Raw genomic sequence first — 11,994 nt, 5'->3', positions numbered from 1 at the left:
TAGCTAGGTCACGACACTGCTCAACGAAGTCGAGGAGGTCGACTTCCATAGGCAAGAATCGAATTCCTCGGCTTCATCCTTCTAAACCCGTGATATCGGCTGAATAGATCGCTATTCAACAGAGCAGAATCATCGACTACCGAGTCGCAATCGATGTAGACGACGAGAATCTCTTCCGGTTCTTCGAACAGTACGAGGACGAAGCAGCATTCGGGGCACACGCTGAGTCCGAGCACTTCGAGAGGTTCGAAGCTGAACTACCGGAGTTACTCGGCGGAGAGCCAGAAGTGACTCGCTTCGAGGTCGAGTCGGCAACAGACGTCGAACTTTGATCCAAGATTCGTACTAAAGATCTCTCAGAGCAGCACTGCTACAGAGAGTATCTGTCATACGGGATGGGTGATGTCGTGATTCTGTCTACCCTCCCTGTGTTTGTTTTTTGCACTACCAAGATAGCGCTATATCGGGGAGATTGCTCTAGTGAATTATGCACACTGTTAGTGTTGAGAAGATGATTTCAGTCCCCGCGGAAGACGCGTGGGCTGCACTCGATGAGTTCGGCCGTGTCTCGGAGTACAACCCACACGTTGCGACGTCGAAGATCATCAACGGTCCGGAGACTGGTGTCGGCGCGACCCGCGAGTGTGTATTCGAGGATGGTGATCGTATCGAGGAAGAGATTGTCGACTACAATCCTGGGTCGAACTATACGGTGGAGTTCATCGATGTCGGCAGTATGCCGCTGAAGCGAAATCAGGTCCAAATCAGTGTAGAGGAGCGTGGTGATGCGGCGGTAGTCACAATGGCTGCCACGTTCGAACCAAAGTACGGTTTCCTCGGAACGGTAATGGCGAAATTGATGATGGAGTCCCGCTTCCAGAAGACGTTCGAGGAAGTCCTCGATGGCCTCGAAGCGTACGTCCTCGCCAATCGAGAGGACAGTACAGAGAGGGGCCGGCCGGGTACCTTCTGAGTGACCGGTATCTCCATCATCGAAAAATCACAACCTGAGACGACTGCTCCAGACGGATTTTCGATACCGTGGGTCTCGTCAAGCGGCACGGAGGTATATAAATCACATTCGCAGGCGTATCATCGTTGCACGGCCGCAGACGGACTATATTCTCCGCGGCTATACTCACTGATGCAATGGCAAAAGCAGCAGTTGTGATCCTGGCTGGAACAGAAGGGCATGCGAACCTGGGTCGTATCGTTAATGGGCTCGAGACGGCGAAGGAGTTCGCCGAGACTGATGGGGATGAGATCGAACTCATCTTCGATGGTGCCGGTACCCAGTGGATTCCCGAACTCGAAGATCCGGACAGTGATCCCCACGAACTCTATCAGGCTGTCAAGGATGACGCGTCCGCGTGTGATTACTGCTCCGGGGCGTTCGGTGTCGATGATGCAGTGAATGACTCCGGCGTGGTTCGACTCGACGACCACGACGGCCACCCCAGTATCCGTTCGCTCGTCGACGACGGCTACGAAGTCATCACGTTCTGACGATCGAGACGGCAGATTCCGTCGCGGGATCCGTAACCGAATAATCAGCCAATGAACCGACTTCTTCCCCCAACCTAATCTAGTGCTTCTCGGAGTTACTGCTTGTCATAGCCCTTATCGGCGGCGAGAGAGCGCCCGCGTTCCGGTGGGCGATCTGCTCAGCGAGGTCTGCGTCGCTTCCTTCCCGAGTCGTTGTGCAGTGTACGTCCAGGATCGCTTGAGTCTCTGTATCGACGAGTTTCGCGACTTTTAGTTTCTGTACGCGGTAGCTTATCCGCTGGCAGTAGTGGCGGCTCGCTGCTGAGCGTTCGTAGAATGTGGCGTCGATGGCGGCGTGTTCGGACGGAGCGTGCAACTGCGCCGACTGGCGCAGTAGCACTCGGCACACACTATATTGATTCGGTCGAAGGCCTTACACAACGTGGATGGAGAGGAGAGATCGGCCGCGCTGAGGCCGATATCCCTGGTTATTTGTGGCATCTCCTTCAGCAGGTCAATCGTCATTCGGTAGGTCGTATCAAGGTAAACCCGCAGACAGTGGAGGGAAACGAGTGCGTAATCGGCAAATCCGCCGCCACCTTCCGGGGCGGCGGATTCGTCTCCATCACCGGTAACAACTTGAGTAACCGGGGCTACTTCGCTAATGAAGCGGGAGATTTGAGTCATAATCAACTGGAGTCTCCCGCTTCAATTCCTTCGATTTAGCGAACTATCCCGACGCCGTCTAGTGATTCAATAGAGCCCTTCAGAGCGAGAACCCGGCGACAGTGCTCCGAAAGGAAGCTGCCGCGTCGCTGGTAGACTACTTCGAACCGGCTGGTGAGTACCTCGACGATGCGCCGTACGGTCCTCACGACGCACCACCAATCATCTCGACGGGGAACTACTGAAACGAGGTCGCAACTACCGGCTACCGTTGGGTCACAAACTTACCGTGGGACTTTCGGTCCGATTCCATCCGGATCACTCTGTACTTTTCTCGCATCTATCCTCATTGTACACACATTGGGGAGAGATATCTTCATTCGTGGATATCTAGGAATGTACAGCTATAAACGATGGCTATAAATGAAGTTTTTGATGTCAAATATAGAGAAACAAATGTATTTATCTTTTTAAAAGATGTATGTACAAAGTGTGCCGTATCCGCCACAATATGTCGACGGGAGTGGGGGGACCGTTGTTCGCGACGACTCGGGTGCTGGTCAAAAGAAGGTGGTTAACGTATCTTACTCGAATTCTGGCAGTTCGTCTATCAGGACACTAGCCGTGCCGTAGATAGCGACGTCACCGGATGCTTTGCGTACCCGCACGGTCAGACAGAATCATCTTCTTCGATGACTTCGACGACTTTGCAAGAGGCCTCGACAGTCTCACCGATCTTGACTGGGCGTTTGAACTCAAGGTCCTGTGAGAGAAAGATAGTCATTCCGGGAAGCGCGGCTAAAGCAGCACTGATGAGGCCGGATACGAGTGCCCCATGAGCGATTCGCTCCCCGAACCGGGTTCGTTCGGCGAACGCCTCGCTCAGGTGCAAGGCGTTCGAATCGCCAGTTATCTTTGCGAACTGCTGAACGTGATCCTCTGTGATTTTCCGAGTGTACGTCACTTCGTCCCCTGGAGTCAATTTACCCGGTTCACTGACAGACAGCTCGAACTGTTCTGTCTCGTCTGCTGTCTGGATGCGTTGGGTCTGTACGTCGTCGATTTGGCTGAGTTGGACTTTTTGATCGTCGACTTCGACGTACTGTTCCGGATCCGACTCGAAGTGTTCTTTGCACCCTTCCGAACAGAAAACGTAGGTTCGTCCTTGATACGTCGCAGTCGCGCCGGGGTTGGTCGGATCCACTTCGACACCGCACGCTGGATCGATTGCCATACTCACTGACACCAATGAGGTGGCTGCATATCAACTCCCGGTAAAACACTGGTAACGAGGTGAGTTCAGTGCCGTCACCTTACAGCCATCTCTGGGTCTGTTTGTCCCCGACGTCAAGCGTCTGTACCCGGTCGTGGTCTGAAGCCTGTTTGAGCAACAGCGACGCCGAGACGACGGTCAGATGCCGTTAGCCGAATCATCGGTGCCCTGCGAAACCGTGTCTCCAACCGCATCGAGAAGCCTAACCAGTTCGTCTGTCGTCTCAATTGGCTGGAGTGGGCAGTCGAGTTACCCGTCGACCTCTATCTCTCCGTCGTCGTACTCGACCTCTACGTCGTCACCGTCGACCTCAACGTCGTGGTCGTCGTGTTCGAATTCGATGTCGTCGCCCTCAGCCTCGAACTCGTCGTCGTCATCGTAGTCGACGTGCGCGTCGTCGTCGATGTCGAACTCGGTATCGTCGTGTTCGAAGTCGAGACCGTCGTCACCGAAAGCTTCGAAGCTCTCGTCTTCCTCGTACTCGACGTGGGCATCGTCATCGACCTCGAAGTCCGTATCGTCGCTATCCACGTCAACGTCGTCGCCATCAACCTCCAGTTCATCGTCCTCGTCGTACTCGAAGTCGTCGGCGTCGTCGACCTCGAAATCCTTGTCGTCGCTCTCTACGTCGATATCGTTGTCGTCGAAGTGGTCCGCACTCGCGACACCGGCGGTGAGTCCACTCATCCCGACGACGAGCAAGAGACTTACGCCGACCGTCAACAGTGTACTGAACAGTTTCGATCTCATGGTTAGTGGTCGGTAAGCGGGTAACAGAATAGTTACGTTACCTCATCTAGTTATATTCTGTTACCTACACTCAGCTACAGTAGGCACGGTATTCACGTTACGCACGCACCCATGCATCACGGTTCGAAACATCGGTTGTCTCCATGCACAGGAGCTACGTCTCGAACCGTGTTCCAGCGACGCAGACGCCACCACCGGGGTCTGACTGACCGATACGTCGGGTGAGCCGAGAGAGCCCCCGTTCAGACGCCGACGATACGTCCGTTAGTTCTCACAAGATCCCAGACCTCCTATAAATAACTATCTCAGTTGCGAGAGAGTCTCACACAAACAGCGAGGTTTCATCGGACTGATCGAAATACCTCTCTCTATGACTCGGTATACCAGACGCGACGTCGTAAAGTACGGAAGTGCTGCTGCACTAGTCTCACTCGCTGGCTGTACGGGGACAGACGACGAGGAGGGCGGAACGCCCTCTCCCACGGATACAGAAGCGGCGGGCGATGGTACAGGGCCCGAACAGGACACCGAGGGGGAGGACACGGAGGGAGGTGAGACGGCGGCGTACACTTGGACGGACGCGACGTGGGATTCGTACTGGTACTCGCTATACAACATGAGTACCAACATCTCGATGAGCGGTAACGGTGTGCTGTTCCCGCACAACGAACAGCAACAACAGGCGTTCGACAAGCGGTTCCCTGCGATGCTCGAGGCTGCAGGACAGGAACGCCCGCCTGTACAGAACGCGAATCTGAACATGGCCGCCTTCACGAGTGGTGATCCAGCGTTCACTCAAAAACCCGTCCTCGCGGGCGAGGACGGCCGTCCGGACGCGTCGACGTTGGCGTGGGACAAATCGCAGACGTCGGGCGTGGTCAGTCCGTCCTCGGCGGGATGGACACACCTGAAGGGCGTCACCTGGGCGAAGAACTTCGAGAACCACTTCGACCTCCTCCCGGACAGTCTGGCGGCGGAGTTCCGTTCGATGGTGTTGTCGACGCTCGCCCAAATCGGTATCAATGCGACGTTGATAGTGGGCGGTCCCGAGGGCAACGGGGCACTCACGAAGGGCGAGAGTATGGAACTCGTCTCCGGGTTCAACCCGAGTGCCGGCGAAGTCGTCGACGCGACGGCCCGTCCGAACCACCACTCGGCGTTCCTGTGGTTCATGTCGGACATGACCAGTCTCGCGAATGGCGGCTGGTTCGGCTACGAGAACCCGGAGCCGCTGATTCCGCCGAAAAAGATCCAGGGCCTCACGGACGGTCTGGCGAAGACGACGATGTCGCTGTTCTCGCCGCAGAATATCGTCGACATGGGGTCTACCAGGGACCTCGGCCAGATGCTCGGTGCCATCGGCTGGTACGGTACCCACGCCGGATCACAGGACCTCGCTTCACAGGCCGCCTCCTACGCGGAAGGTCTCGCAGGTGCTGTCGAAGACAACCTGATGAGTGACGGAGTAGTCCAGAACGGCGCGGCGAACCAGGCCGCGACACAGAGTGTCGTGGGCCAGGGTCTCCTCTGGGCGTCCGAGATGGACGGCGTTGACTTCACGGGGACGGCCGAGACGGTGCTCGGCTACCTCGTCGAAGACCTCTGGGACGACGACGCAGGCACGTTCGCCTCCGGAACTGACGACTCGACGTACGCTATCACGGCGCAGGATGCCGGCGATATCACGGGCGGCATCAACGCGGCCGACGCTGTCCTCGGGATGGACGTCAAGGAGATATACGCCCGGTACTTCAACCAGACGTTCAACCGGGGGCGCCTACAGCGTGCGGAGCGGCCCCCGTCCCGGAGCGAGAACGCCGAGTATCCCCTGCCGCTCCCGGCGGACGCGGGCGGCGAGTTCGGGCAGGCCGCCGTGTACAACGCCTCGGTCGAGTACGATACGGGGGCCGACGAGTGGTCTGTGACAGATCGGATGTTCGATACGGCAGGCGCGCTGTACCTCGCCAATCAGGATATCTGGATCGGCCAGTGGGGTGGCGAGTTCTACGAAGGTCGCGGCCGACCCGGGGTGAACGACAGTCCGGCCTGACTACGATATCGCCTCCACCCACTGAAAACGATTATTTGTGATCAGCAGGAAAATGACGTATGGCCTCTGATGCGACAGAGTACTGGGACTGCCCTGAATGTGATGCCACGCTCGCGAACTGCCAAGGGCTGTTGAACTGTATCGACTGTGGGTGGGTCCCCCAGCGAGGGTCCGACTTCGAACGGTAGTCACCGAGGTTCGAACGTCAGACGTCGAGTGTCGTCGTCCCACCTTTCGACAGACGGTTCGACAGTCAGTCCGCGTTCGACACTGTCGGGGTCGACATCGCGAACGATTCCCGTCAGCCGGACTGAGCCGAACGCGGTGATAGCCGTCACGTAAGGCGTCTCACCCTCGAACTGGGGTGTGGGCACTCTGACGATCGTGAAGGTCTCGACCGTGCCACTCGAGGGAAGCGTGCGCTGCTCTAAGTCGGTCTCGCCACATACTCGACAGGCTCTGCGTGGAGGGAACGACCCGTGTCCGTTCGAGCACTCCAGGTAGTACCCGTCTCCGTCCGCGAGTGCGTCCAGGAAGTCGTCGAAGCCACTGTCACGGACCGGCGCGCCGCTCGTCATCGCTCCACCTCCAAGATGTGAACGACGGCACTGGCGACGGTCCCTCCCGCGTTGTGCGTGAGTGCCGTCGTGGCGTCCGGGACGGCGTCGCTGTTCGGATGGTCCCCGCGGAGTAGCCGCGTCGCCTCCACGAGTTGGCCGGTACCGGTGGCACCGACGGGGTGGCCCTTCGCTTTCAGCCCTCCAGAGAGGTTGACTGGCCGAGGTCCGTCTCGCGTCGTCTCCTCCTCCCGTGCAGCGCCGATACCCTCACCTTCGTCGTAGAAGCCCAGTGCCTCGATCGCCAGCACCTCTGCGATGGTGAAACAGTCGTGCACTTCGGTGAGGTCGACGTCGTCCACTGTGATGTTGGCGTCGTCGTACGCCGTCTCGGCGGCCCGCTCGGTCGCGGGCGTGCTCGCGAGAGACGCTCTGTCCTGAAGTGCCAGCGCGTCACCGCCCTGCCCTGACCCAGCGACAACGACGGGAGCATCGACGTCGTGCTCGCGTGCGTACGACTCGCTGGTCAGGACGACGGCGCTGGCCCCATCGGTTATCGGACAGGCGTCGTACATGCCGATGGGGTCAGCGATCATCGGGGCGTCGAGCGCTTCTTCGACGGATATCTCGCGCTGGAACTGGGCGTACTCGTTGACCGTGGCGTTCGCGTGGTTCTTCACCGCGACGTGAGCGAGATCTGCTCGGTCCCCGCCGTGTTCTGCGAAGTACGCTCGCGCCATGAGCGCGTAGGCACCGGGGAACGTGACGCCGGCCCGGACCTCGAAGAGTTCGTCCGCCGCGATAGCGAGTGCCTCCGTCGCACCCGCCGTTCCGAGATTGTTCATCCGCTCGGCGCCACCGACCAGCACGACGTCCGCGCTCCCTGCTCGAATCGTCTCGACGGCCTCTCGGAACGCGGCGCCGCTGGACGTACAGGCGTTCTCGTGGCGAGTTGCCGGGCGGTCTGCGAGGCCCACGCTCTCGGCCATCAGTGGCCCCTGATGGCCCTGGTGTTCGGCGAGTTCGGCCATGAAGTTCCCGTAATGGACCCACTCTACGTCGTCTCGCGGAACCGAGGCGTCCGTTATAGCCTCTAATGCTGCCTCCGCGAACAGATCTCGACCAGTCCGTTCCGGGTGGACACCGAAGTGTGTCAGTCCGACGCCCGCGATTCGAACCGTTTGCATGGCACACATGTCGGTGCGGGCGAACTTAATACTCGGTCCCCATCACGCATCTCGACACGTGTACTCGAACTCACGTCGGTCCGCGTCCCAATCGAAAGAGAGTCGCTGGTCCCGATACTCGAACTCCTCGTTCCTGACATCGACGTCGACCGGCCTGTCGATGTCGAGTCGCTCCGAGGTCCACTCGACGTCGATGTCGGCCGACCGGTACTCGACCTCATTGTCGTCCCGTTCGAGCGACGCTGGGTTGCCTCTCCCCTCGAGGTCCGTCTCGTCTTCGGTCACGTCTAACTCTAGCGTCTCGTCGTCCGTTTCGATAGACAGGTCGATATCGGTCCCTCTAATCTCCAGGTCAACGAACGGCACAGCGCTCCTCGAAAGGGCCATAAAATCCTCGTCGGAGTCGAACTCGACTGGCCCTCGCTCGAAACTGATAGCGCCGTCCTCGTCGCGTTCGAACGAAGCCCGCTCGCAGCTATTCCGTCCGTCGTCGTTCTGAGTCCCTGTCTGTCCCGCACGTCCGTCGGCCGTTCCGTCTTCTGGTGTACCGGTGTCGGTCGGCGAAGCGTCCGTATTCGTTTCAGTACCCTTCCCACGTTGGAGTGCTCGTGAACCGAAACTGGACAGAAGTGTCACGGTTCCGACGCTACCGGATGCTAAGTACTCCCGCCGCGATAAGGAACCCATTGATACGATGTGTCTCAAGATTTGGCCACCGAGTGCATAAGTACCAACAGATTACTCCTGATCCCGATCGATATACGCGTGTTAACGGCCCTCGACGAAATTCCAACACACCGGACAGGACTCAGGCAATATCTGACGGTGGTTCACCACTCGTCTCTAGGTAGTTGGTGCCCCAGTCGTCCATCTTGTCGATGATCGGTTCGAGAGATCTTCCCTGCTCTGTCAGTGAGTAGCTGACCCGGAAGGGTTTTTCGCTGACGATTTCCCGCTCGACGAGGCCCTTGTCCTCGAGATCCTGCAAGGCGTCTGAGAGCACCTTCGAAGAGACGTCGGTGATGCGTTCCTGTAGCTCCGCGAACCCGAGCTCGTCTTGTACGAGGAGCCGAGAAACGATGACTGGGTGCCACTTCTTGCTCAGGAGACTCGCTGTCACGGTTATCGGGCACCATTCCTCGCCATCACACCAGACCTTGTCTATCGAATCCATTACTGTTGCTATTATTTACTGGACACCCATAGTGTCACTCCGATAAGACGAGAAAAACACACAAACAGCGCTGACTAAGCTGCTTCTACTGGCACAACATGAGTAACTACCTCAGACCATGTTGATAGGCTACGCCCACTGGGTGTGGAACGTCCACCGACAGATAGTGACGCAAAAATATCGTGCATCAAGCAGTGGTTGGGAACGCAAAAACGGCGGGGTTTCCGCACGATAAGTCTACCAGCGTCCCGAACCGGTGACGGGGCCTCAGTCGGCGCGTTCGACGTTGACGCTGTCGCCGTCATTCTCTACATCGACATCGTCAGTTTCGGCGTCGAGCGTCTCGTCGTCCTGTTCGATATCGGTGTCGGCCGTCTCGACGTCAGTTGTCTCGCCGTCAGCCTCGAAGTCGACGTCGGCGGTCGTTACCTCGAGACTGTCCCCGTTCTGTTCGAGGTCCTGCCCGTTGACCTCGACGTCGACATCGCCGTCGTCGGTCAGTTCGATGCTGACGTCGTCTCCTTCGACCGTCTCGAACTCGAACCGGTCGTCGCTCAGTTCGTAGTCGACGGTATCGGATTCGACGTCGGTGTCGTCACCGGACTGCTCGATGTCGTATTCGTCGGTCTCGACGTCGGCGTCCTGTCCGTCGCTGTCGAACTCGATGTCATCGTCTTCGACTTCGAACTCGTCACCGACTTGTTCTATCTCCTTGTCGCCGGCTTCGATGTCGATGCCGCCTTCGTCGATGTCTACCTCGATAGAGCCGTCAGCGGTGTCGAAGTCCAGCGTCCCGTTGTATTGCTGGTACTCGAACTCGTCAGTTTCGACGTCGGTGACGTCGCCATCCTGTTCGATATCGGTGTCGACCGTCTCTACTTCGGTCCGGTCGCTGGTCCGTTCGTAGTCGACGTCGTCGGTCTCGACGTCGGTCTGGTCGTCGTCCTGTTCGACTTCTCCGTCGCCGAACTCGATATCGATGCCGTCGTCGGCGAGCGGATCTATCGTCGTCCCGTCCGTCGCCGCGGCGGCCGGGGTCGCCATCCCTGCCACCGCTACGACGAGTACGGTTAGTGTGAGTAGTTGTGCACCTCTCATTCTTCATTCACCAGCGTGGACACGACCGCGCCGTGTCCGGTCGAGTGGTATCTGAAAGTAGGGGCTACGCCCGGATAAATCCAATATAACTGATCAGTCATACGCTGTATGTATGGTAACGCTGTAACGCCACCGAGGTCGTGTTACGTCGCGGGCACCGCCCCACGATAGCGCAAGCCGAGTGGCTCTATCCAGCCGTGTACTCAACGTCAAGGGTGCGGTCGTCCTGTTCGGCGGTCGCGCCATCAGTGCCCAGGTCCGTCCTGTCCCTGTCAATGTCGTCGTCCTTTTCGACATCGCTGCCTGCACCGTCGACTTCGACGCCGCTCTAGGTCGTACCGTTCTGTCTCCCGGTCGTGTTCGCTGTCTCAGCCTCGTTCGATACCGCTGGTGCAGTTATACTGACGAGCCCTGTGAGCGTTACGCTCAGGGTGAACTGTGTCGTTCGAACCATCTGTATCCGTACCGGCACCGGACCGAATCAACACTCAAGATGGAGCCGCGACCGTGTGGTGGACTATACGACTGAGCGGAAACAAAAAGTACGAACGGTTACCCTGTCGCGGTACGGAAACCCGATTTCCGCACGGGTACTGCGTCGTGCGGCATCCCTCAAATTTCCCGTACCATCCCCATGGCGTCTTCTCGGGACAGGGTTGCGTCGTGGTGCTGCTCTGCGTGTTGCTGGACAACCGATACGAGTTCTTCCTCTGTGTCCGACCGCACTTCGAAGTCACAGTTCGGTGCGTCGCACATGATTTGTTTGGTCATTGTACTATTGGACTCCCTCGCTCGGGATTACCTGTACATAGTGCCGATAGCGACTTAGTGATACGAGTTACCGTTACACAGGAAGTTGTACAGCGGTAAGCCGATGCGAATGACCACGGAAAGCGACGAGGACTACGGCTCGACTGTGTTCCGAAACGATTGTCGTGACGTGCTAGGGGATAGAGACTGCGACTGTCGTCACTTAACCGACATGGCAGGCGTCGTCTCGGCGCGCAGTTACACGTCAACGTGGTCGCGTAACAGCTGTCTGAGCAGTTCGAGCAGGTCGCGGGAACTACGTGGGGTACCATAGGCCCTCACGGAATCGACGCCAGCGTACCCGTGTGTGCCTGACTCGTCGCGCTCCCAGTAGAGCCATGCGGTCTCTTCGCCGCCGTCGAGATCCGTTTCGTTCACCGGAAAGTCCAGTACGAGCGCCTCTTCACCGTCGACTTGCGTGACCGCTCCGGTGTCGACTGGACGTGCACCCTCACCGTTTTGAACTGCGAAGCTTGACCCGAAACGATAGCGGACGGGTCTCACTATGGGATCGAACGTCGTGTGGTTTCAATTGCTATTCAGGAACGTCGAGGTGTGCACGGCGACTGTCACTGTATCGTGTGCCTCAAGGTCGACGAAGTTCGCTGCATTCTCGGGTTGTATATCCACCTGCAACTCGATTGCGAAGTGTGCTGTCGCCACGCCGCTCAGGACAGATATCGCAGTCGTCGAAGCCGCGACGCCGAGCACACCCCTGAGAAGCCGTCGACGTGTCGGATCATCCGTCGACTCGTCGCTTCCCTGTCGCTGGTGCAGGGCCCTCATACAGCTATAACTACAGTTTCAATTCTATTGACAGTTCCGCACGAAGAGCACACCATTACAGGCTAGTGAACAATGCAGACTCACGCCGGGAAGACTTCTAAGCACGGGCGGTTACCTTGTCGGGTGATTTCGACGTCGATTCCCACCAGTTTCTGCCT

At 58.1% G+C, this 11,994-nt stretch carries 15 protein-coding genes and 2 pseudogenes; 6 read left to right on the top strand and 11 right to left on the bottom strand.

Features of this window, described 5'->3' with window-relative positions; genetic code table 11:
* Positions 1-128 precede the first annotated feature (128 nt).
* The 3 genes and pseudogenes from EGH21_RS24240 to EGH21_RS21305 all read left to right on the top strand — a co-directional run.
* Positions 129-332 (top strand): annotated as a pseudogene (locus tag EGH21_RS24240) (putative quinol monooxygenase); the annotation flags it as partial.
* Between the two features lie 155 nt (positions 333-487).
* The gene (locus EGH21_RS21310; protein ID WP_220620426.1) at positions 488-973 is read left to right on the top strand and encodes an SRPBCC family protein; all 486 of its coding nucleotides are present in this window, start codon (positions 488-490) and stop codon (positions 971-973) included.
* A 176-nt stretch (positions 974-1,149) separates the two neighbouring features.
* Positions 1,150-1,506 carry a hypothetical protein gene (locus EGH21_RS21305; RefSeq protein ID WP_220620425.1) on the top strand — a complete coding sequence of 119 codons (357 nt, stop codon included), beginning with the start codon at positions 1,150-1,152 and terminating at the stop codon, positions 1,504-1,506.
* Positions 1,507-1,604: 98 nt separating this feature from the next.
* Here EGH21_RS21305 and EGH21_RS21300 read toward each other — a convergent pair.
* A pseudogene (locus tag EGH21_RS21300) lies at positions 1,605-2,172 on the bottom strand (transposase); the annotation flags it as partial.
* 101 nt (positions 2,173-2,273) lie between these two features.
* On the opposite strand from EGH21_RS21300, the gene EGH21_RS24495 reads away from it, so the two are divergent.
* Positions 2,274-2,396, top strand: a complete 123-nt coding sequence (locus EGH21_RS24495) for a hypothetical protein (RefSeq protein ID WP_268899099.1) — start codon at positions 2,274-2,276, stop codon at positions 2,394-2,396.
* Between the two features lie 425 nt (positions 2,397-2,821).
* Here the strand turns inward: EGH21_RS24495 and EGH21_RS21295 are convergent, their stop codons facing one another.
* Positions 2,822-3,385, bottom strand: coding sequence for a MaoC/PaaZ C-terminal domain-containing protein (locus EGH21_RS21295; RefSeq protein ID WP_220620424.1), 564 nt, complete (start codon positions 3,383-3,385; stop codon positions 2,822-2,824).
* Positions 3,386-3,673: 288 nt separating this feature from the next.
* The gene (locus tag EGH21_RS21290; RefSeq protein WP_220620423.1) at positions 3,674-4,174 is read right to left on the bottom strand and encodes a hypothetical protein; all 501 of its coding nucleotides are present in this window, start codon (positions 4,172-4,174) and stop codon (positions 3,674-3,676) included.
* Between the two features lie 370 nt (positions 4,175-4,544).
* Between EGH21_RS21290 and EGH21_RS21285 the strand changes: the two genes are divergently transcribed.
* Entirely contained in the window at positions 4,545-6,224 is a 1,680-nt protein-coding gene (locus EGH21_RS21285) for a plasmid stabilization protein (RefSeq protein ID WP_220620422.1), read from the top strand.
* Positions 6,225-6,283: 59 nt separating this feature from the next.
* The gene (locus EGH21_RS24490; RefSeq protein WP_268899098.1) at positions 6,284-6,412 is read left to right on the top strand and encodes a hypothetical protein; all 129 of its coding nucleotides are present in this window, start codon (positions 6,284-6,286) and stop codon (positions 6,410-6,412) included.
* On the opposite strand, the gene EGH21_RS21280 is transcribed toward EGH21_RS24490, so the two are convergent.
* The 8 genes from EGH21_RS21280 to EGH21_RS24230 all read right to left on the bottom strand — a co-directional run bounded on the left by EGH21_RS21280 (position 6,413) and on the right by EGH21_RS24230 (position 11,836).
* Positions 6,413-6,802, bottom strand: a complete 390-nt coding sequence (locus tag EGH21_RS21280) for a Zn-ribbon domain-containing OB-fold protein (protein WP_220620421.1) — start codon at positions 6,800-6,802, stop codon at positions 6,413-6,415.
* Positions 6,799-7,968 carry a thiolase domain-containing protein gene (locus EGH21_RS21275; RefSeq protein WP_220620420.1) on the bottom strand — a complete coding sequence of 390 codons (1,170 nt, stop codon included), beginning with the start codon at positions 7,966-7,968 and terminating at the stop codon, positions 6,799-6,801. Before EGH21_RS21275 ends, EGH21_RS21280 begins: the two co-directional genes overlap by 4 nt.
* Before the next feature lie 42 nt (positions 7,969-8,010).
* Positions 8,011-8,334 (bottom strand): hypothetical protein, encoded by a 324-nt coding sequence (locus tag EGH21_RS21270; RefSeq protein WP_220620419.1) that lies wholly within the window; start codon positions 8,332-8,334, stop codon positions 8,011-8,013.
* Positions 8,335-8,776: 442 nt separating this feature from the next.
* Positions 8,777-9,142, bottom strand: coding sequence for a winged helix-turn-helix transcriptional regulator (locus EGH21_RS21265; protein ID WP_220620418.1), 366 nt, complete (start codon positions 9,140-9,142; stop codon positions 8,777-8,779).
* A gap of 267 nt (positions 9,143-9,409) precedes the next feature.
* Complete coding sequence (locus tag EGH21_RS21260) at positions 9,410-10,240, bottom strand: putative sodium/potassium/calcium exchanger (RefSeq protein WP_220620417.1); 831 nt, start codon at positions 10,238-10,240, stop codon at positions 9,410-9,412.
* Between the two features lie 612 nt (positions 10,241-10,852).
* Positions 10,853-10,996, bottom strand: coding sequence for a DUF1059 domain-containing protein (locus EGH21_RS21255; RefSeq protein ID WP_236035745.1), 144 nt, complete (start codon positions 10,994-10,996; stop codon positions 10,853-10,855).
* A gap of 252 nt (positions 10,997-11,248) precedes the next feature.
* Positions 11,249-11,554 (bottom strand): hypothetical protein, encoded by a 306-nt coding sequence (locus EGH21_RS24235; RefSeq protein ID WP_236035738.1) that lies wholly within the window; start codon positions 11,552-11,554, stop codon positions 11,249-11,251.
* Positions 11,555-11,578: 24 nt separating this feature from the next.
* Positions 11,579-11,836 (bottom strand): hypothetical protein, encoded by a 258-nt coding sequence (locus tag EGH21_RS24230; protein ID WP_236035737.1) that lies wholly within the window; start codon positions 11,834-11,836, stop codon positions 11,579-11,581.
* Positions 11,837-11,994: the final 158 nt, after the last annotated feature.

Source organism: Haloarcula rubra, from assembly GCF_019599465.1.
Taxonomy (GTDB): domain Archaea; phylum Halobacteriota; class Halobacteria; order Halobacteriales; family Haloarculaceae; genus Haloarcula; species Haloarcula rubra.
Note: the sequence above shows the minus strand (reverse complement) of the source record. Positions and strands in the feature narration are given on the sequence as shown.

Bases quoted from the DNA above. Each gene is read 5' to 3' on its own strand.
- EGH21_RS21280 (WP_220620421.1), bottom strand. From the start codon at position 6,802: ATGACGAGCGGCGCGCCGGTCCGTGACAGTGGCTTCGACGACTTCCTG.
- EGH21_RS24230 (WP_236035737.1), bottom strand. From the start codon at position 11,836: ATGAGGGCCCTGCACCAGCGACAGGGAAGCGACGAGTCGACGGATGAT.
- EGH21_RS21305 (WP_220620425.1), top strand. From the start codon at position 1,150: ATGGCAAAAGCAGCAGTTGTGATCCTGGCTGGAACAGAAGGGCATGCG.
- EGH21_RS21285 (WP_220620422.1), top strand. From the start codon at position 4,545: ATGACTCGGTATACCAGACGCGACGTCGTAAAGTACGGAAGTGCTGCT.
- EGH21_RS21310 (WP_220620426.1), top strand. From the start codon at position 488: ATGCACACTGTTAGTGTTGAGAAGATGATTTCAGTCCCCGCGGAAGAC.
- EGH21_RS21275 (WP_220620420.1), bottom strand. From the start codon at position 7,968: ATGCAAACGGTTCGAATCGCGGGCGTCGGACTGACACACTTCGGTGTC.
- EGH21_RS21260 (WP_220620417.1), bottom strand. From the start codon at position 10,240: ATGAGAGGTGCACAACTACTCACACTAACCGTACTCGTCGTAGCGGTG.
- EGH21_RS24490 (WP_268899098.1), top strand. From the start codon at position 6,284: ATGGCCTCTGATGCGACAGAGTACTGGGACTGCCCTGAATGTGATGCC.
- EGH21_RS21290 (WP_220620423.1), bottom strand. From the start codon at position 4,174: ATGAGATCGAAACTGTTCAGTACACTGTTGACGGTCGGCGTAAGTCTC.
- EGH21_RS21295 (WP_220620424.1), bottom strand. From the start codon at position 3,385: ATGGCAATCGATCCAGCGTGCGGTGTCGAAGTGGATCCGACCAACCCC.
- EGH21_RS21255 (WP_236035745.1), bottom strand. From the start codon at position 10,996: ATGTGCGACGCACCGAACTGTGACTTCGAAGTGCGGTCGGACACAGAG.
- EGH21_RS21265 (WP_220620418.1), bottom strand. From the start codon at position 9,142: ATGGATTCGATAGACAAGGTCTGGTGTGATGGCGAGGAATGGTGCCCG.